The sequence below is a fragment of the Nocardiopsis sp. SBT366 genome (genome assembly GCF_001083815.1).
Classification (GTDB): Bacteria; Actinomycetota; Actinomycetes; order Streptosporangiales; family Streptosporangiaceae; genus Nocardiopsis; species Nocardiopsis prasina.
The window spans coordinates 1-18655 of sequence record NZ_LAVM01000038.1 but is presented as its reverse complement, the minus strand read 5'-3'; the positions used below and the strand labels follow the sequence as shown (position 1 = coordinate 18655).

17 protein-coding genes and 1 other RNA gene are annotated in these 18655 nt (G+C 70.5%); 14 read left to right on the top strand and 4 right to left on the bottom strand.

Annotated elements, in window-relative coordinates; all coding sequences use genetic code 11:
- The first annotated feature begins 145 nt into the window (after positions 1–145).
- From prfB to ADX84_RS13495, 9 genes are all read left to right on the top strand, one after another.
- Complete coding sequence (gene prfB, locus ADX84_RS13530) at positions 146–1264, top strand: peptide chain release factor 2 (RefSeq protein WP_049573219.1); 1119 nt, start codon at positions 146–148, stop codon at positions 1262–1264.
- 336 nt (positions 1265–1600) lie between these two features.
- On the top strand, positions 1601–2290 hold the full coding sequence (ftsE, locus tag ADX84_RS13525) for a cell division ATP-binding protein FtsE (protein WP_017542492.1): 690 nt from the start codon (positions 1601–1603) through the stop codon (positions 2288–2290).
- Between the two features lie 85 nt (positions 2291–2375).
- Positions 2376–3287 carry a permease-like cell division protein FtsX gene (gene ftsX / locus ADX84_RS13520; protein ID WP_210843484.1) on the top strand — a complete coding sequence of 304 codons (912 nt, stop codon included), beginning with the start codon at positions 2376–2378 and terminating at the stop codon, positions 3285–3287.
- A gap of 82 nt (positions 3288–3369) precedes the next feature.
- Complete coding sequence (smpB, locus tag ADX84_RS13515; protein ID WP_017542494.1) at positions 3370–3834, top strand: SsrA-binding protein SmpB; 465 nt, start codon at positions 3370–3372, stop codon at positions 3832–3834.
- A gap of 38 nt (positions 3835–3872) precedes the next feature.
- The gene (locus ADX84_RS13510) at positions 3873–5873 is read left to right on the top strand and encodes a penicillin-binding transpeptidase domain-containing protein (RefSeq protein ID WP_049573214.1); all 2001 of its coding nucleotides are present in this window, start codon (positions 3873–3875) and stop codon (positions 5871–5873) included.
- 376 nt (positions 5874–6249) lie between these two features.
- Positions 6250–6621, top strand: a transfer-messenger RNA (tmRNA) gene (ssrA, locus tag ADX84_RS25475).
- Between the two features lie 487 nt (positions 6622–7108).
- Positions 7109–7843: a CPBP family intramembrane glutamic endopeptidase gene (locus tag ADX84_RS13505; protein WP_049573300.1), complete on the top strand. Its 735-nt coding sequence runs from the start codon at positions 7109–7111 to the stop codon at positions 7841–7843.
- 10 nt (positions 7844–7853) lie between these two features.
- The gene (locus tag ADX84_RS13500) at positions 7854–8186 is read left to right on the top strand and encodes a PadR family transcriptional regulator (RefSeq protein WP_049573213.1); all 333 of its coding nucleotides are present in this window, start codon (positions 7854–7856) and stop codon (positions 8184–8186) included.
- Positions 8183–8908, top strand: coding sequence for a hypothetical protein (locus ADX84_RS13495; protein ID WP_049573211.1), 726 nt, complete (start codon positions 8183–8185; stop codon positions 8906–8908). The genes ADX84_RS13500 and ADX84_RS13495 overlap by 4 nt, the downstream gene beginning before the upstream one ends.
- A 15-nt stretch (positions 8909–8923) precedes the next feature.
- On the opposite strand, the gene ADX84_RS13490 is transcribed toward ADX84_RS13495, so the two are convergent.
- The 3 genes from ADX84_RS13490 to nagA all read right to left on the bottom strand — a co-directional run bounded on the left by ADX84_RS13490 (position 8924) and on the right by nagA (position 11097).
- On the bottom strand, positions 8924–9430 hold the full coding sequence (locus ADX84_RS13490) for an SRPBCC family protein (RefSeq protein WP_049573209.1): 507 nt from the start codon (positions 9428–9430) through the stop codon (positions 8924–8926).
- 107 nt (positions 9431–9537) lie between these two features.
- The gene (locus ADX84_RS13485) at positions 9538–9846 is read right to left on the bottom strand and encodes a hypothetical protein (protein WP_049573203.1); all 309 of its coding nucleotides are present in this window, start codon (positions 9844–9846) and stop codon (positions 9538–9540) included.
- A gap of 102 nt (positions 9847–9948) precedes the next feature.
- Entirely contained in the window at positions 9949–11097 is a 1149-nt protein-coding gene (nagA, locus tag ADX84_RS13480) for an N-acetylglucosamine-6-phosphate deacetylase (RefSeq protein ID WP_049573201.1), read from the bottom strand.
- Between the two features lie 625 nt (positions 11098–11722).
- On the opposite strand from nagA, the gene ADX84_RS13475 reads away from it, so the two are divergent.
- Together ADX84_RS13475 and ADX84_RS13470 are read left to right on the top strand one after the other, a co-directional pair.
- Positions 11723–12238: an NADPH-dependent FMN reductase gene (locus ADX84_RS13475; RefSeq protein WP_049573198.1), complete on the top strand. Its 516-nt coding sequence runs from the start codon at positions 11723–11725 to the stop codon at positions 12236–12238.
- 109 nt (positions 12239–12347) lie between these two features.
- Positions 12348–13010: a LysE family translocator gene (locus ADX84_RS13470; RefSeq protein WP_049573195.1), complete on the top strand. Its 663-nt coding sequence runs from the start codon at positions 12348–12350 to the stop codon at positions 13008–13010.
- A 38-nt stretch (positions 13011–13048) separates the two neighbouring features.
- Here ADX84_RS13470 and ADX84_RS13465 read toward each other — a convergent pair whose 3' ends face one another.
- Complete coding sequence (locus ADX84_RS13465) at positions 13049–13960, bottom strand: hypothetical protein (RefSeq protein WP_049573192.1); 912 nt, start codon at positions 13958–13960, stop codon at positions 13049–13051.
- A gap of 181 nt (positions 13961–14141) precedes the next feature.
- On the opposite strand from ADX84_RS13465, the gene ADX84_RS13460 reads away from it, so the two are divergent.
- Genes ADX84_RS13460 through ADX84_RS26340 form a run of 3 tightly spaced genes read left to right on the top strand, consistent with a single transcriptional unit; the run spans position 14142 to position 18192 of the window.
- Positions 14142–15953, top strand: a complete 1812-nt coding sequence (locus ADX84_RS13460) for an SGNH/GDSL hydrolase family protein (protein WP_049573189.1) — start codon at positions 14142–14144, stop codon at positions 15951–15953.
- Positions 15953–18055 (top strand): membrane protein, encoded by a 2103-nt coding sequence (locus ADX84_RS26645; RefSeq protein WP_049573185.1) that lies wholly within the window; start codon positions 15953–15955, stop codon positions 18053–18055. The genes ADX84_RS13460 and ADX84_RS26645 overlap by 1 nt, the downstream gene beginning before the upstream one ends.
- Complete coding sequence (locus ADX84_RS26340) at positions 18052–18192, top strand: hypothetical protein (RefSeq protein ID WP_017542507.1); 141 nt, start codon at positions 18052–18054, stop codon at positions 18190–18192. The genes ADX84_RS26645 and ADX84_RS26340 overlap by 4 nt, the downstream gene beginning before the upstream one ends.
- The last annotated feature ends 463 nt before the right edge of the window (positions 18193–18655 follow it).

Here is an 18655-nt window from a genome sequence, read left to right as displayed (position 1 = left end):
TCCACAGGGGGAGGGGCGTCCGGAGCACCGGGCGCCCCTCCTTCTGTCGGGGCGGGCCCTTCGTGAGGGTGACGGTGGCCTCCCCGGCCGGATCCCGCTCCCGCGGATGGGGGCCGCCCTCCCACTGGGACCTACACTGGGTCCCGTGGCAGAACTGGACCCAGCAGAGAAGATCAAGGAACTCGCGGCGACCCTTGCGAGTGTGACCGCCGTGTTGGACCTGGAGGCCATGCAGACCGAGATCGCCGAGCTGCGTGAGCAGTCCGCGGACCCCGAACTGTGGGCCGACCAGGGCAACGCGCAGAAGGTGACGCGCCAGCTTTCGAGTCTGGAGTCCATGGTCAACAAGGTCAACGGCATCGGGCAGCGCCTGGACGACCTCGGGGTGCTCTACGAGCTCGCCGAGGCGGAGGACGACCCCGACACCAAGGCCGAGGCCGACCGTGAGCTGGAGCAGCTCCGCAAGGACATCGGTGAGCTGGAGGTGCGCACGCTCCTCAACGGCCCGCACGACGAGAGCGAAGCGATCGTCACCATCAACTCCCAGGCGGGCGGCGTTGACGCGGCCGACTGGGCGCAGATGCTCCAGCGCATGTACCTGCGCTGGGCGGAGCGGCACGGCTACCCCACGGAGGTCTACGAGACCTCCTACGCGGAGGAGGCGGGCATCAAGTCCACCTCGTTCGCGGTCAAGTCCGCCTTCGCCTACGGCACCCTGCGCGGAGAGCACGGCACCCACCGGCTGGTGCGCATCTCGCCGTTCGACAACCAGAACCGGCGCCAGACGTCGTTCGCGGGTGTGGACGTGGTCCCGATGGTCGAGCAGAGCGACCACATCGAGATCGACGAGACGGAACTGCGCGTGGACGTGTACCGCTCCAGCGGCCCCGGCGGCCAGGGCGTCAACACCACCGACTCCGCCGTGCGCATCACCCACATGCCCACCGGGATCGTGGTCTCCTGCCAGAACGAGCGCTCGCAGTTGCAGAACAAGGCGACGGCGATGTCGATGCTCCAGGCCAAGCTCCTGGCCCGCAAGCGCCAGGAGGAGCAGGCCGCGCTGGACGAGATCCGCGGTGACTCGGTGAGCAGCTGGGGCACCCAGATGCGCAACTACGTCCTGCACCCGTACCAGAGCGTGAAGGACGTCCGCACCGGTGCCGAGACCGGCAACACCTCCGGTGTCCTCGACGGCGAGATCGACGCGTTCATCGACGCCGAGATCCGGTGGATGCGCAGCCGCGAGAAGAACGAGCAGAGCTGACCCGTGGCGTCCCCGCCCGAGGGGCGGGGACACGCCCGGTCGCGCGCACGAACCAGAGACGGTGAACCCGCCTCGTAGCCCAACGGTGACGCGCACGACCCCGCAGTTTTACCGAAACTGCTATATGTGAACGTTATCATCGGTTGACACCTCCGATATGCTCGTGGCTGTTGTCCGATAGTGCTCTGATCTCCACAGATCTCTCGGGTGCGACAGGACCTGGACAATCCGGGCTCCTGCCCCCTCTAAACTGTCGGTGGCCATGCGGCCGGTACCATCCCGCGCGGAGCTCAGTCCGCCGGGTGCCCATACCTTCGAGAGCCTTGTGATGCGCCTGTGATCCACTTCGATAACGTCACCAAGCTGTACCCGACTCAGAAGCGCCCCGCGCTCGACGGTGTTTCCATCGACGTGGACAAGAGCGAGTTCGTCTTCCTGGTCGGCCCGTCCGGCTCCGGCAAGTCGACCTTCCTCAGGCTGGTGCTCAAGGAGGAGAAGCCCAACGAGGGACGGGTGCACGTCGCGGGCAAGGACCTCGCGCGCCTGTCCAACTGGAAGGTTCCGCACCTACGCCGCCGCATCGGCTGCGTCTTCCAGGACTTCCGCCTGCTGCCGAACAAGAACGTCTTCGAGAACGTCGCGTTCGCGCTGGAGGTCATCGGCAAGCCTCGGCGGTTCATCAAGAAGGTCGTCCCCGAGGTCGTCGAGCTCGTGGGCCTCGAGGGCAAGGCCGGGCGCATGCCCGGGGAGCTCTCCGGTGGTGAGCAGCAGCGCGTGGCCATCGCCCGCGCCTTCGTCAACCGCCCGCAGATCCTGCTGGCCGACGAGCCCACCGGAAACATCGACCCGGCGACCTCCATCGGCATCATGAAGGTGCTGGACCGAATCAACCGCACGGGCACGACCGTCGTCATGGCGACGCACGACGCCGCCATCGTCGACTCGATGCGCAAGCGCGTGATCGAGCTTGAAGAGGGCTTGGTAGTGCGCGACCAGACGCGCGGCGTCTACGGCCAGGCGTACTGACCCCTGGCACGCTCGTCGCCGGGCGGTCGGCGACCGCGAGACAACCGGCACGGCGAAGCCCCGAAGGATGGACCTTTAACAGATCATGCGAGCACAATTCGTTCTCTCCGAGACGTGGATCGGCCTACGTCGCAACCTGACGATGACCATCGCGGTCATCACGACCGTGGCCATCTCCCTCGCCTTGTTCGGTGCCGGTCTGCTGGTCAACCAGCAGGTTTCCGAGATGCGCAACTACTGGGACCAGCGGATCACGCTGACCATCTACATGTGCAACGACATCTCGCCGACCTCGGCCTGCCAGGAGAACGGCGCGGCGACCGAGGAGGACCGTGAGGCACTCGAAGCGCAGCTGAACTCGCTGCCCGAGGTCGACGACTTCCGGTACCTCACCGCCGCCGAGGCCTGGGCCGACTTCCAGGAGCGCATCGGCTCCTCCAACGAGGCCCTCGCCGAGGCCGCGCAGGAGGGTGACATCCCGGAGAACTACCGGGTGCAGCTCACCAACCCCGATAACTACGACACCGTTCGCGCGGCCGTCGACGGGGCCGCCGGTGTCGACTCCGTCTCCAACGACCAGCGCGTCCTCGAACAGTTCTTCGGGCTGCTCGACGGTCTTAAGTGGGCCGCTCTGGTGGTCGCCGGTGTGCAGCTGGCCGCCGCCGCGCTGCTGATCGGCAACACCATCCGGTTGTCGGCCTACAGCCGTCGCCGGGAGACCGGCATCATGCGCCTGGTCGGTGCGTCGAACTTCTACATCCAGCTGCCCTTCCTCCTGGAGGGCGCCATCGCCGGTCTCATCGGTGGTGTCATCGCGTCCGGGTTCATCGTGGCCACCAGGTACACGCTGCTCACCCAGATCGAGGAGTGGTTCCAGTTCGACGTGGCGCTGGGCACGGGCTCCCTGCTGTACGTCATCGGTGTTTCGATGATCCTCGGTGTGCTCCTGTGCACCGTGACCTCGTTCCTCACCCTGCGCCGCTACCTGAAGGTCTGACGGGTCACCCGCCAGTCGGGCGGGCGCCGGGTACCGGGGGGCCACACGAAGTGGCCCCCCGGACGCATGAAGGGATACAACCGTGGCCAAGGAAACCGGGCGGAAACTGATCGCCCAGAACCGCCGGGCCCGGCACGAGTACCACCTCGACGAGACCTACGAGGCGGGGCTGGTCCTGACCGGCACCGAGGTGAAGTCCCTGCGAGAGGGGCGCGCCTCCCTCGTGGACGGCTTCGCGCACATCCACGACGGTGAGGTGTGGCTCGAGGGCGTGCACATCCCCGAGTACTCACAGGGCACGTGGACCAACCACTCCGCCCGCAGATCACGTAAGCTACTCCTGCACCGCGAGCAGATCTCCCGGCTGATCGGCAAGACCCGGGAACCCGGGCGCACGCTGATCCCGCTGTCCCTGTACTTCAGTGACGGTCGGGCCAAGGTGGAGATCGCTCTGGCTCGCGGTAAGCGTGAGTACGACAAGCGCCATGCGATCGCCGAGCGTGAGGCCAAGCGCGACATGGAGCGCGCCCTTCGCCGTCGGCGTTGAGCTGTCCCACACAGAGGCGCCTGAAAGGAACACACAAGGTGTCCCCCCGTCCCCTCGGCCGCAGGATCGCGGCCGCCAGCAGTGGCCTGATCATCGCCCTGAGTCTCGCGGCGTGCACGACCCACCCCAGTCCCGAGGTGGCAGTCAGGTCCTTCCTGCTTGCCTGGCAGGACGGGAACCACGCCGAGGCCGCCCGTCACACCACCGGTGACCCGGAGGAGGTCGAGCGGGCGCTGACCGACGTCCACGACCAGCTCGACCTCGCCTCCGTCCGGTTCGACCTCGGCCGGATCTCCACGGAGGGAGAATCCGCGAACGCCGAGTTCGGCGTCACCGCGGACCTCGGCATCGGCGACCCGGTGTGGAACTACACCGGGCAGATGTCCCTGACCAACGGTCCCACCGGCTGGCTCATCGACTGGTCTCCGAGCGTCATCCACCCCGACCTCAGCGAGGGCGAGCGGCTGGCCGTCAGCTACGAGATCGAGGACCGCGGCCAGATCCTCGACCGGTCCGGAGAACCCCTCGTCTCCGCGGACAGCGTCACCGCCTTCGGTGTGCTGCCCGCCGACATGGAGGACAAGGAGGCGGGCGTCACCGAGCTCGCCGAACTCCTCGACGAGGACCCCGACCCGCTGCTCAACCGGGTGCGCTCCGCGCCGCCGGAGCAGTTCCAACCGCTGGTGCTCATGCGCGACGCGGACAGTGCCCTCCTGCGTGAGGCCGGGAGCATCTCCGGCGTCCAGACCCAGGAGGTCGAGGTCAACCTGTCGCCGCGCGCGGCCCCCTTCGTCCTCGGAGAGGTCGCGGGGACCTCGGAGCACCGGGTCTCCTCCCGTGTGGCCGGGTCCTACCAGGCGGGCGACACCGTGGGCCTGAGCGGCCTCCAGAACATCTTCCAGCAGGAGTTGGCCGGAACCGCCACCACCCAGGTGGTCAGCCTGGGCGAGGACGGCGACCAGACCGACGTCCTGGAGTCCTGGGAGGGCGTGCGCAGCGGCGGCATCGAGACCACTCTGGACCTGGCCACCCAGCAGGCCGCGCAGAACGCGACCGAGGCGATGCCGGGCGACGGGTACGTCGTGGCGGTCGACACCACCAACGGTGAGGTCCTGGCCGCCGCGAACGCCTCCGACAGTGCCGCGGACGACGCGGCCTTCACCGGCTCCTACGCTCCGGGCGGCATCTTCACCATGGTGTCGGCCCTGGCCGCCCTGGAGTCCGGTGCGGTCACCGCGGACAGCGCCATGCCCTGCGGGTTCCAGTCCGAGGTCGGTGACCAGGTGTTCACCAACCCCAGCAACGGCTTCCTCGCGGAGAACCCCACGCTGGTCCGCAACATGACCTACATGTGCACCGTCGGGTTCGTCGACGTCGCGCCCGAGGTCGGCGCCGACGCGCTCGCCGAGGCCGCAGGACAGCTCGGGCTGGGAGGCGACTGGCAGCTGCCGCTGCCCGTCTCCCCGGGCACCGTGGAGATCGCCGACGGGGACGCCGAACTGGCGTCCGCGATGATCGGCGACCACGGGGTCCAGGTGAGCCCGCTCTCCATGGCCCTGGCCGCGGGAGCCGTCGCGGACGGCTCCTGGCACGGACCGACCCTCGTCCGCGAGGAGGGCCCCAGCCCGGCCAACGCCAACGAGCTCTCCGAGGCCCACCTCGAGGTGGTGCGGGAGGGGCTGCGGGATGCGGTCACCATCCGCATGCCCGAGGTGAACGTCGGGGAGGAGCAGGTGTACGGCCAGGCGGCCCGCGTCGAACAGGACGACACCGCGCTGCACTGGTTCGTGGGCTACCAGGGGGACGTCGCCTTCGCGGTGCTCGCCGAGGTCGACCCCGAGATGAGCCAGTGGCAGCAGTACGCCGTCACCGCCGCGACCAGCTTCCTCAACGGGCTGGCCAACGGAGTCCCCGAGACCGAGGGCGTCCCCGGTACCGAGGAGACCCTCCCACCCGAGGTCCCCGGCACTGAGGGCCAGGGCGTCGAGGGCGAGGGACTCGAGGGCCAGGGCGTCGGGACCGACCTCAGCGGAAACTGAGGAGCGCGGCCGACCAGGAAAACGAGGACGCCGCCGGAGCAACCCACGGGTGCCCCGGCGGCGTCTTTCCTTGTGACTGGTACCGCGACAGCGGGCAGCGGGCCAGCGTGAGGACAGGACCTCGTCTCGGGGGAGGGCCCTGTCGCGTTTCAAGGTCGGCCCCGACCCAGGCCGACCGCCCCCGTGAGTGCGTCGACCGCTCTTGCGTCCGCCTCACGGGGGTTTCTCCATGCTTGGGGAATTCACCGGCGTCCCCTGGAATCAGCTTGGTGCCCACACTGTTCAAGAGGTAGAGTGACGATCACGCGAGTGCTCGTTCACTCGCTTGTCGGCCGCCCGGAGCCCTCGGGTGACAGGTGGTCTTGACAACTTCACAGGGGGTGATCGGTTTCGACTTTGGTAGTCGTTCCAGGGGAAGCGGGTCGAGGGTTGTGTTTGTGACCTCGTTAATCCTGCATTCGCATAAATTCAAGTGCCAATTCCAAGCGCACTGAGTTCGCTCTCGCTGCCTAAGCGATTGTGACTCTGTCGGTCCGGGCTCGTCATCGGCTCGGGATCCGGCACCATTTAGATGACTCACCGCTCGGATCAGGCCACGGGGCCTGAGCGGGACATTTTCGTGGCTGGGCCCGTCAGCGATGTGTCTGTACAAGCGCTGGGGCCGAGTAGAACGACACTACAGACTGCACCCGGAGAAGCCCTGGCTCGTTGCTGAAGGACGCGGGTTCGATTCCCGCCACCTCCACTTGTCTCGAAGGCGACCCTGCTCGCGCGTGAACGCGCTCGCCGGGTCGCCTTCGTTGTTCTTTCGGGGGGACGACCCCCCCGAACCCCCCGATGTGCACTCGCTTGCGCTCGTGCCCGGCGCGCCGCTTGGTGTGGGGGCCTTTGGCCTCCGCCCTGCGGGGCGCTTTGTTGTGTCCGGGGTGGGTGGGTGCGCCGTCCCCTTGGTGTGCTCTCGCTCGGGCTCGTGCCCGGCGTGCCCTGTGGTGTGGGGGCCTTTGGTCTCCGCCCTGTGGGGCGCTTTGTTGTGCCTGGGGTGGGTGTGATGGTGTGCTGCCCCCTGGTGTGCCCTCGCTTGCGCTCGTGCCCGGCGTGCCCTGTGGTGTGGAGGTCTTTGGTCTCCGCCCCGTGGGGCGCTTCGTTGTGTCAGGGATGCCGTATGGCTACATAGGTTGCGATCCTAACTAGGTAGGTCTATCGTCTAGATAGATCAACTGATGGAGGAGGCCCCCATGTCCCCAGATCTCACCGCTCCCGTCTTCTCTCCGGCGGCGCTGGTGGTTGCGGCCGTCGTCTTCGCCTACCTGCTCCTGGTCGAGCCCCTGTGGGGCAGGCGCATGTTCGAGGTCCTCAAGCGGGACCGGGACACCGACCCGGGCCTGTACGTGCGGTTCTTCGGTACCGGGATGGCGGTCTTCTGGGGGCTGACCGGGCTCACGGCGCTGACCGTCCTGCTCTCGCCCGGAGCGGAGTGGGCCCACCTGGGGCTGCACGGGGACGTCGACTGGGGGACCGTGGCCGGGATGTTCGTCGGCTTCGCGGTCGCGGCGGTGATGGTCACACTGCTCGCCCGCTGGAAGGCGATGCCCGTGTCCCCGACGCTGGACCCCATGCTGCCGCGCACCACGCGTGAACGCTGGTGCGCTGTCGGCGCCTCGGTCACGGCCGGGGTGTGCGAGGAGATCATCTTCCGAGGACTGCTCATCGCCGTCGGAGTCTCGCTGGGACTCCCGCTGTACGTCGCGGCGGGAGCGGCTCTGGTGGTCTTCACCCTCGCGCACCTCTACCAGGGCGCGAAGGACATGCTTCTCGTCGGCCTGCTGGGATGCGCGCTCACCTACCTGTACCTGAGCACCGGCAGCCTGATCGTGCCGATCCTCGTGCACGTTTTGGTCGACCTGCGCGCCCTGCTGCTCACCCCGAGGCCCGCGACCGGGAGGTCCGGGCAGTTCACCCCCGCGGCCTGAAGGAGAACGGATGGATCGTCGATCGAGCTGGCTGAAGGGGGTCCTCGACCTCCTGGTACTGGCCGGACTCACGGAGGGCGAGAGCTACGGCTACGCCCTCGCCGCCCAGCTGGACGAGGCCGGGTTCGGCCGGATCAAGGGCGGGACCCTGTATCCGGTGCTGAACCGGCTGGAGGAGGCGGGACTGGTCGTCGCGGAGTTCCGCGCGGCCGAGAAGGGGCCGGGACGGCGCTACTACCAACTGACCGACCAGGGCCGTGCGGTCCTGGCCGAACAGGGCGCCGCCTGGCTGGAGTTCGACGCGTCGGTGCGTGAGGTGCTGAGGAAGGGCGGAACCACGTGAGTTACCTCGAAGAGCTGGAGTCCCTGCTGCGGGCCCGTGGCGTCGCTGGGGAGCGGGTTCGGGAGACGGTGGACGACCTCGCGGCGTTCGTCGCCGAGAGCGGTGTCGACCCGGAGGAGGAGTTCGGTCCGGTCTCAGAGTTCGCTGACGACCTCAGGGGACAGGACGGCGAGGCCGGGCCGGAGTCGCTGGTGTGGGGCGCGGACTCCTTCGTGGCCCAGGGGCGGATGAACGAGCTGGGTGCCCAGGGCTGGGAGATCGACCGGCTGGACCGGCAGGGCCGGTTCGTGAGCCACCGGGACGAGCCCCCGCAGGCGTGGGAGTACCGGCAGGAGTCGGCGCTCGGACGCGGGGGCCGGGAGCGGTTGGCGCGGCAGCTGGCCCCGGAGGGCTGGGAGCCGTGCGGCCACTACCTGACCCACGCCTACTTCAAGCGGGCACGGGCCGCGGTGGTCGGACCGGAGGCCGCCGTGGAGGGGCGCCCCGAGCCCTCGGGGAAGCGGTTCTCCTGGGGCGTGCCGGGGGTGCTGGTGACCGGGTTCTTCCTGGTGGTCCTCGTGGTCTCACTGTTCAGACTGGGGCGGACCCTGTGGGAGGGGGACGCGGCCGACCGGGTGGCGACCCTTCTGGGCGCGGTGGTGGGCGGCGCGGTGGGCCTAGCGGCCATGACCGTCGTGGTCTGGCTCGCGTTCAGGCTTCTGGCGAGGATCAGGAACCGCTGACAGCGCGCCGGTGGATCACTGGACTTCGGTCAGAGAACCGAAGTGGTTTCGGGTGTCCCTCACGAGGGAGGCGAGCAGGGTCTCGGTGAGGGGCCTGACCAGCTGGACCGCACTGTCCAGGCCCTTCCACGGGGCGAAGGCGAAGGACCACACGAGCTTGCTGCCGTTGTCGAAGGGGAGCACGTGGTAGTCCTCGGCGAAGGCGCTGAAGAGGGGGAGGGTGGCCTCGGTGGCGTGGAATGACTTGCGCCGCTCCGTGTCGTCCCAGCGGAAGAACTCCTCCCGCATCCGGTACGTGCCGAGCACGCTGGCCTCGCGGACGGCGCCCACGCCGTAGGGCGGTTCGGAGACGTAGGTGACCTCGGGCAGGGCTCGGCACCAGGACAGCGGCCGGGACGAGGTCAGTCCCGCCCAGACCTCGTCGGGGGAGGCGGCCAGTTCCAGGCCCACCCGCCAGCGCATGGGCGCGGTCTCGAAGAAGGTCTCGTCGACGGGGTCGAGCCCGTAGCGGAAGGCGGTCACGAGAGGTCCTTTGCGTCCGGGGTCACCTGTGGCGAAGGTACCAAGCCCTCGGGAAACGCCGGACGGGGGCGGTACCCGTCGGCATCGCCCCCGTCGTGTCCCGCGGCCTACTCCTTGGTGGCCCCCACGAGCCACGCCACCTTGTGGGCGGTCAGTGACACACTGCCGCTGTTGCCCAGGTGGACCCCGAAGGAGGCGATGAACGCGAAGTCGTGTTCGCGCCGTTCGCAGATCACGTCCTCGACCGCGTGGACGGAGGACGGATTGTGCACCCGCAGGCAGAGCGCGGGCTCGTCCTTCACCTCCGCCTGGACCTCGTAGCGGGTCAGCTCGCTGGCGAGCTTGCCGAGGTGTTCGCGTTCCTCGGAGGGCACGCGGGTCGGCTGCTGGTCGTTGGCCTGTCTCGACTGAGCCATGGTGGTTCCTTTCGTGTCAGGCACGGTGCTTTCCTCGACGCCCTGTCCGTAATTGTCGCTCAGGGTCAAGTTACTAATCCGTACCGTGCTCACGACACGCCGTTAGAACACCGAAGTGTCCGATTTCCAGGCGCCACGGTACATCACCGAGGAGACCGAGAGGTCCTCGTCGAGGACGAGGAGATCGGCGTGGCCCCCGACCTCGATCCGGCCCGTGTCGGCCAGGCCCAGCGCCGCGGCCGGGACCGAGGAGGCCGACCGGATCGCGTCCGCGACGGGCACTCCCAGGGCCACCGCGTTGCGCACCGCCTGGGGGAGCACGATCGTGCTGGAGGCGATCGCGCCGTTCTCCACCAGTCTCGCCTCACCGTCCAGGACCCTGACCCGGAGGTCGCCCAGGGTGTACTCGCCGTCCCCCAGGCCGGTCGCCGACATCGCGTCGGTCACCAGGGAGACGCGCTCGGGCCCCGCCGAGTCGAACACCAGACCGGCCGCGCCCGGGTGGACGTGCACGTTGTCCAGGATCAGTTCCACCGTCACCCGCTCGTCGCCCAGGACCGCGGCGATCGGACCGGGGTCGCGGTGGTTCAGCGGCCGCATCGCGTTGTAGACGTGCGTGGCCACGGTCGCCCCCGCGTCGATCGCGGCGAGGGTCTGCTCGTAGCTGGCCTCCGTGTGCCCCACGGCGGCCACCACACCGGCGGAGCGGGCCGCGCGGATCAGGTCCAGTGCTCCGGGCAGCTCCGGGGCCACCGTGATCATCCGGACGTGGCCGCGTCCGGCGGTCAGCCAGGCGTCGAACTCCTTGATGTCGGGGTCGCGCAACAGGTCCGGGTCGTGCGCCCCGCACTTGGAGCGCGCGATGAAGGGGCCCTCCAGGTAGATCCCGGCCAGCTCGCCCGCGTCGCACAGGTCCGCCAGGGCGGAGACCTGGCGCAGTGTGTTCTCGGGGGTGGCCGCGACCAGACCGCCGACCACGGAGGTCACACCGGACCTGCGGTTGAAGGCGACGATCTCCCGCACGCCCTCCGGGTCGGCCTCGGGGAAGGCGTGCCCCGCGCCGCCGTGGATGTGGGTGTCGACCAGCCCCGGTGCGACCAGCCGTCCGCCGACGTCGTGTCGTTCACCCGGGCCGGGCTCGCCGGTGCCGAGCTCGCTGACCCGGCCGTCCTCGATCCGGATCCACCCGTCGTGGGTGCCGTCGGCCGTGACGACGCGCGCGCCGGTCAGCGTGAGGGGTGTCTGGGCCATGTCTGGGTCTCTCCCTGTGTCTGGGGGGTGCCGCCGTGGGGCGGAGGGTCGGGCGCTGTGTCGTAAATTACATTTCCGTGAACGGGGGGTTGGCAGGGGGCCGTGCGCGCCCCCGGCCCGTCACGTATCCCCAGCGGAGCAGGCTGATCCCGCTCCCTGGGACGGTTGTCCGCGAGGTGGACCGGCCCGCGCGGAGCCCGACACCCCCGAAGGAGGGGTGGCGGCACGCATTGACGATAGCGGCCGACGCGCCTCATGATGGAGCCATGTCCGCCGGTGAGCTGCTTGTCCAGCGCCTGCATGTCGATCTGCGACAGCAGGCGAGCGCGCTCTGTCGTAGCTAGCGCCTTGCGGGGCCCCGCCCCGTCACGGTTCTGAACCGTGCCCCCGTGCCCTTACGCAGACACCGGACGCTCATGACTCCCACCTGGGTCCCGGACCATCTCTCCCGGTCCGTGTGAGCACCCCCGACTGGACCGCCGCACACGAGCCCCGGACGACGACGTCCCGCTCGGTCGAGGTCCACGAGGAACAGCGGTTTCCCTCCGGTGTCTTCCGATCACCGCCCCCCGCGTTCCTTCCGGTCGATCCGGCTCGTTCTGACCGAACCCAGGAGTTCTCCGCAATGACTCGCTTCACTGTGCTCGTCGCCGCCCCCCAGTCCCATTCCTCCGTGCACACCGCCGCGCTGCGCGCCGCCGCCGAGGTCGCCACCCGCGCCGGGGTCACCTCGACACCCGAGATCATCGACCTGGCCGCCCTCGGCCAGGACCTGCTCGCCGAGGCCGCCGACTCCGTGACTGAGGCCCTCGAACAGGTGCGCCGGAGCGACGTGCTCCTGGTGGCGTCGCCGCAGGTCCACGGCACCTACACGGGTCTGCTCAAGGTCTTCCTGGACCGGCTGCCCGAGCTCGGCCTGGGGCACACCGTCGCGGTCCCGCTGGCAGTCGTCGACGACCTGCGCAACAGCCACGGGATCGAGGAGGACCTGCGCATCCTCCTGGCCGACCTGGGGGCCTGGGTGGCCGAGCCCGGTCTGATCCTGGCCTCCGACGAGACCCACAGCCCCGAGCGCGTCGTGCGCGCCTGGGCCGACGTGGCCGCTCCCGGTCTGCGCCAGGCCGTCTCCGTGGCGGCCTAGGAGCCAAACGCCGGTCGGTCCGGTCCGGGGATGCGAGTGTCCCTGGACCGCGACCCTCGGGGCCCGGCGGCGCCTGGTCCGGCGGGTGCGCCGCGCCTAGGCTGGCCGCATGCTTTCCACGGCACAACTGGCCGTCTTCGCCCCAGCCGCGCTGGCGGTGGCGGCCTCTCCTGGCGCCAACAACCTCCTCGCGTTCCGCAACGGCCTGCTGCGTGGGCCGCGGCCAGCGGTGGTGGCGCTCGTCGGGCGCTTCACGGCGTTCGCCCTCATGCTCGGCGTGGTCATCACCGGCCTCGGCGCGCTCCTCCACGCCTCCCAGACCGCCTTCGAGGTCCTCCGGGTGACCGGTGCCATGGTGATGGTCGGACTGGGTCTGTGGGTGGTGTGGTCGGCCCGCACGGCGCGGGCCTCCGACGAGGTCGGTGTCTGGCGGGGGAGCGAGTCGCCTTCCCCGGCGTCGTGGGGGCTGGTGGCCCAGGAGTTCGTCACTGCGGCGGCCAATCCCAAGGCCCTGTTGCTGTTCACCGCCTTCCTGCCGCCCTTCGTCGCCTCGGGGCCCGGGGCGGCTCCGGCCGCAGTCCAGTTGGTCGCGCTGGGAGCCCTCTACATGCTGTGTGAGGCCTGCGCCGCCCTGGGGTGGGTGGCCGCCGGGCGGATGGTGGCCCGTCGGCGACCGACCCGGCGGACCCTGCGGAGGCTCGACCAGGCGTCCGGCGGCGCCCTGGTCCTCTTCGGGGGAGGCCTGGCGTTGGCAGACCTGTCTCGACGTTAGGGATCCGAGGCACCAGGGGCGGTCGCGATGGTCGGGGCCTAGTCGCTGGCGGCGGGGGCCGGTTCGCCGCGCAACCTGCTGGTGTCGGCCTCGGCCTGGGCCACGTTGCCGCGCACCAGGACGACCACGACCAGAGTCAGCGCGAAGCCGCCGATCCGCAGCGCCAGCAGGAGCGGGTCCTCGGGCAGTTGCTCCCCGAACAGCAGCGTGCCGACCACCACCACGAACACGTTGCCCACCACGTTCGACACGGGCGCGGTGATGGAGGCCCGGGAGCGCTGGAGCGAGGTCTGGAAGAGCACGATCCCCACCGCCCAGCCCAGCGCGTACAGGTAGGGGTACGGGGAGAGCAGGGCGGGCACGATCGCGGCCAGGAAGCCGTTGTCGGCGAGCAGTCCGCCCAGCCCCTTGCCCTGGAGTCCGGCGCTGCCCTGCGCGAGCCCGGCCGCGGCGCCCATGGCGGCGGCGGAGACGTACCTGCCCCGGCCGCCCACGAACCCCATCACGGCCACGCACGCCACGACGGTGACCACGCTGACGCCGACCAGCAGCGGGGTGTTCGCGGTGGTCCCGGTCTCGGCGCCGTCCACGGTGGACAGGCTGAGCAGGCCGAGGGCCACCGGCATGACGCCGAGCGCCACGTACTCGCCCCGGGTGATCCGCTCCCCCCGCACCAGGGTGACGACCAGCAGGGTGGTGGCCACGCCGGCGGCGAAGGCGGGCTGGGCGACGGACACGGGGGCCAGCCCCAGGGAGACGATCAGTCCCACGCTGCCCAGGGCCGCGAAGGCACATCCGAACACCCATCGCGGGTTACCCAGCAGTACCCTGGCCAGGTGGAGAGGCCGGTTGATCGAGATCGACTCGGAGCCGTGCAGCGCGCGCTGTTCCACGGTCAGGCCGATCGTGTAGACCAGCGCGGAGAGCAGCGCGACCAGGAGTCCGATCACGGTGAGGGGGCCTTTCGGCTCGGTGCCGCCGGACCCGGCGGGGCCAGAAGGTTGACGGCATCCATATAACCAGTTCTAGTCTTGTCTGGCGAGTGATCGCCCCCTGGTCGCTGGACTAGGGGTAACGACGCTCCGGCGCTGAACCAGAACCTGTAACTACCGCGGCGGCGAGAGATGGGGCATGGTGCAGGACCCGGACGAGGACGCCACCCCCGAACGGCGCGGTCCGGCCGCGCGGTGGGCACCCCGCCCGCCGTACTGGCTCACCGCCGACTTCTGGCGCGACCTCAGCTGGCGCGACCTCGCTGTCTGGCGCCGCCCCGGCTCACGGTTCGAACCCGGCCCGCTCGGACTGCTCGGAGTCATGCTCTCGGCCATGGCCGTCACCCTGCTGCTCCTCCAGACCGGATCCGGCGGGCTCGGTGGTGAGCAGGACGCCGCCGACGATGAGCCCCTTCCTGTACCGGGTCCGCCCGACGGCGAACTGCGCATCATGATGGTGGGCGACTCCGCGACCCAGGGCAGCAGCGGCGACCACACCTGGCGTTACCACCTGTGGTCGCACCTGTCCGGTCAGGGAGTCGAGTTCGACTTCGTCGGCCCCAACGACGACATGTACTCCCTCGACGACGAGGAGCCCGGAGACCTCAGCTACGCGGAGCCCGAGTTCGACACCGACCACGCGGCCCGCTGGGGCGCCACCGCGCAGGAGCTGTCCACCGACATCGCGCAGGTCGCGGCCGAGCACGACCCCCAGTACCTGCTGCTGCTCGCCGGAACCGAGGACATCCTCGCCGGAGGCGGGGCGGACCAGGCGCTCGACGGCGTCGCCGAGACCGTCTCCACCGTGCGGGTCGTGCTCGACGACGCCCGCTTCGTGGTGGGCGAACTCCCCGCCGTGGACGGCACCAGTGACGACCCCGGGGTCAACGCCGAGATCACGCGCTTCAACATGGGTCTTGTCGACCTCGCGCAACAGCTCACCTCCGCCACCTCACCCGTGGTCGTCGCCCAGGTCGCCAGGGAGTACGCGCCGGCCTTCGACAACTGGGACGCGACCCACCCCAACGCGCGCGGGGAGCTCAAGATCGCCGCCGCCTTCGCCGACGCCCTGGCCGCGCCGCTGGGGGTGGGGGAGGAGTACGCGCGCCCCCTTCCCGAGCTCTCCGTCGGACCGCTGACCGCTCCCGAGCCCGAGTACGAGCAGACTGACGACGGCCTGCTGCTGAGCTGGAAGAACGTGCCCGGGGCCACCGACTACCGGGTGGTGCAGCGCCGGGTGGATCCGGACCCGGACGCGGCCGGGGTGATCCCCGCCGACGTCGAGAGCGACGAGGACGACCGCTCCATGCTGGTCGGTTCGCTCTTCAGCGGCGCCCGGTACGAGTTCGTCGTCCACCCGTTCAAGGGACGGGACGAGGGCACCGAGTCCGAACCCCTCCAGGTGCTGTGGGACGCCGAGCCGCCGCCCGCGCCGTCGTGGATCCGCGTGCACGACGGGGGCGCCCTCGTGACATGGGAGGACGTTGCGGAGGCCGGTCACTACGAGGTGTGGATCCGACAGCTGGAGTGCGGGCGGGACGACCTGGACGTCTCCCGTGACCGCCGGGTGTTCACCACCCCGAGGGAACTGGTCGGTCCCCGCCCGGGGAACCCGGCCACCGACGACCAGGAGGTCCCCGACGTCACCGAGCCGGGGGTCGAGGAGCCGGGGCCGACCCCCACGCAACGACCGGAACCGTCCCGGCCCGAACCAGAACCCGGACCGGCCCCCGAACCCTCCGTTCCGGCGGCGCCCGTACCCGGTGTCACCTGCGCGCCCCAGGACGGTCAGGGCCCCGGGAACGGCGACGGCTGGCGCTCGCTCGGCTCCGTCGGCGAGCGTCCGCGCTGGGTGGCGTCGGTGTCCGGCCCCTACGAGATCGTGGTCCGCACCTACCGGGACTACGTGGAGGGCGGCTACTCCGACAGCGTCGTCCTCTCGGAGGGCTGATGCGGTCCGCCGCGCGGCTCCCGGCCCGGGTGCTGCCCTGGTTGGTGGGCGTGGTGGCCGGGGTGCTCGCGCTGGGGCCCGCCCTGGGGCCGGGCTACGTGCTCCGGTACGACATGCTCTTCGTCCCCGACCTCTCACTGTCCGCGGTGCTGGCCGGGGCGGACGGCTTCCCGAGAGCGATCCCGAGCGACGCGGTGGTGGCGGCCCTGTCACTCCTGCTGCCGGGTGACGTGGTGCAGACCCTCGCCCTGCTGGCGGTGTTCGCGGTGGGTGGCGCGGGCGCCTTCCGGCTGTTGGTCCGCGTGGTGTGTGACGGCTCGGCCGCACCCGGGGGCGGCCGGGTGCCGGGTGCGGTACTGGCCGCCGGGGCCGCGTCCGGGGTCCTCTACGTGTGGAACCCGTTCGTGGCCGAGCGCCTGCTGCTCGGGCAGTGGGCGATGCTGCTGGGGTACGCGGGGCTGCCGTGGGTGCTGTGGGCGGTGGTGCGACTGGCGTCGGCCCGACCGGGCGCGGGCCTGGCCGGGGTGGTCTGTTCGTTGGTCCCTGCGGCGATCGGCGGGTTCTCCTCGGTGGTGCTGAGCGCGCTCACCGTCGGACCTCAGGCGCTGGCCGGGCCGCGCCGCCTCCGGAACGCGGGACTGTTCGCGGCGGGCCTGGTCGTGGTGTCGCTGCCGTGGTTGATGCCGTCCCTGACCAGCGGCGCCGTCACCGATCCGGCGGGGGTCGAGGCCTTCGCGGCACGCTCGGACACCCCCTTCGGGGCGGTGGGGTCCCTGCTGTTGCTCGGAGGGGTGTGGAACTCGGGCGCGGTGCCGCCCGGCTACGGCGAACCGGTGACCGCGACGGCCCGGTTGCTGGTGTGCGCGGTGTCCCTGGCGGGCTGGGTCTGGTGGTTGCGGCGGAACCGCCCCGTGGTGGGGGTCGGGCTGTCGGTGTCGGCGGTGGTGGGGTTTGCTGTCGCGCTCCTGGGGGTGTTCGCGCCGGGGCGCGAGCTCCTGGTCGTGCTGATCGACCTCTGGCCGGGGTTCGGTCCGCTCCGGGACGGTCAGCTGTACCTGGCGCCCCTGGCCCTGGTGCAGGCTCTGGGGGCGGGCGCCGCGGTGCTGTGGCTGCTGCGCGCCCTGCCTGTTGGCGAAGGGCGGGACTCACGGGGCCTGCGGGACTCACGGGGCCTGCGGGGCCTGCGGGGCCATGGTGGTCCGGGTGGCGGAGGATCGGTTGGGCGGGCAGCCGAGGAAGGGGACCCCGCCCGTGCGGGGGGTGACGGTTCACAGGGCTCGCGGGGCCGTGGTGGTCCGGGTGAAGGGGGCCGGTCCGGACGTGACCTTGGGGGAGCGACTGCCCGGACGGTGACGAGAGAGGGCCACCGTGGTCCCGAGATCCCACTGTGGCGAGTGGTGGGCACGGTGCTGGTGGTGCTGGCGCCCGTGGTGGTGCTGCCGGGCCTGCTGTGGGGAGCGGGAGGACGGCTGGCGCCCGTGGAGTACCCGCGGGAGTGGCTGGCGGCCCAGGAGGCGGTGGCCGCCGACGACCGGCCGGGAGCGGTGCTGGTCCTGCCCTGGAGCGCCTACCGGGGCCTGGAGTGGTCCGGCGAACCGGTGGTCGCGCTCGACCCGGCGACCAAGCTGTTCGACCGGCGCGCGATCTGGAACGACGACCTCAGCGTGGGCACCCCCGACGGCGGCCGGGTCGTGGTGACCGGTGAGGACACGCGGGCCAGGGAGGTCGCGCGCCTGCTCGAACCCGACCCCGCGACCGGCCTGCCCTCGGACCGGTGGTTGTCCGACCCCGACGCACTGGCGGAGCGACTGGGCGGCCTCGGGGTCCGCCACGTGGTCGTCTCGGCACCCGTCGATAACCGGTTCTGGTCTGGTGCGGAGTCCCTGTCCCCGGTGGTCGAGGGTGCGGATCTGACCCTTCTGGAAGTGGATGACCAGCACATCAGTGCGGACAAAGACCCTTTGTCGGGGTTGGAAGTTACCAGCGGGTTAGTTACAGTTGGGGCAATCATCTGGTCTATGGCTAGATCAGGTTCTAGTCTCGGGTTCCAGCGTCCCCAACCACGATCGGAGCGGGGCGCGCGGAAGGAGATCCCCAAGTGATCAAGGTAATCGCCGCCTGCGTGATCGGCGCGGCTCTGGCGGGCGGTGCCACCGTGGTGGCCACCAACCTCGCCACCGAGTCCACCGCGACCGCGGAACCGGTGAACGAAACCCTCTACAACTACGGCGACCGCTAGGCGGCCGTTCTTGCCGAGGTAGGCGGGCGCTCGGCCGCCAGTGGGGCGCCCGCCCCGCCCCCCTCACGGTCGCACCCCTCGTGACCGCCCATCCCCAATGACGTCCGGTCGACGGGCCCGTTCGGCGTGCGCTCGGTGCATCCCATGAGCGCTCGCTCAGCGTGCTCGCGCGTGTTCTCCGCGTTCACGCCAGGGTCCGCGCCGGGCACCGCGCGGAAGGAGAGCGTGTGGTCTTCCAGAAGGTCCCAGCCCGGGTGGAGTCCGGCCTCCCCACGGCCACCCCCGCCCAGGCCACCGTTCCCGCACCGGCCAACGCCCCCGAGCCCGCACCCGCGCGCTGGCAGGCCCGGGTGCCGCGAGGGTGGCGTTGGCCGGTGCGGGAACGGGGGCCTGGGCGGGGCTGGACGCGGGGCGGCTGGGCTTCACCCGGGCTGGGACCTTGCGGACGGCCAACGGCTCTCGT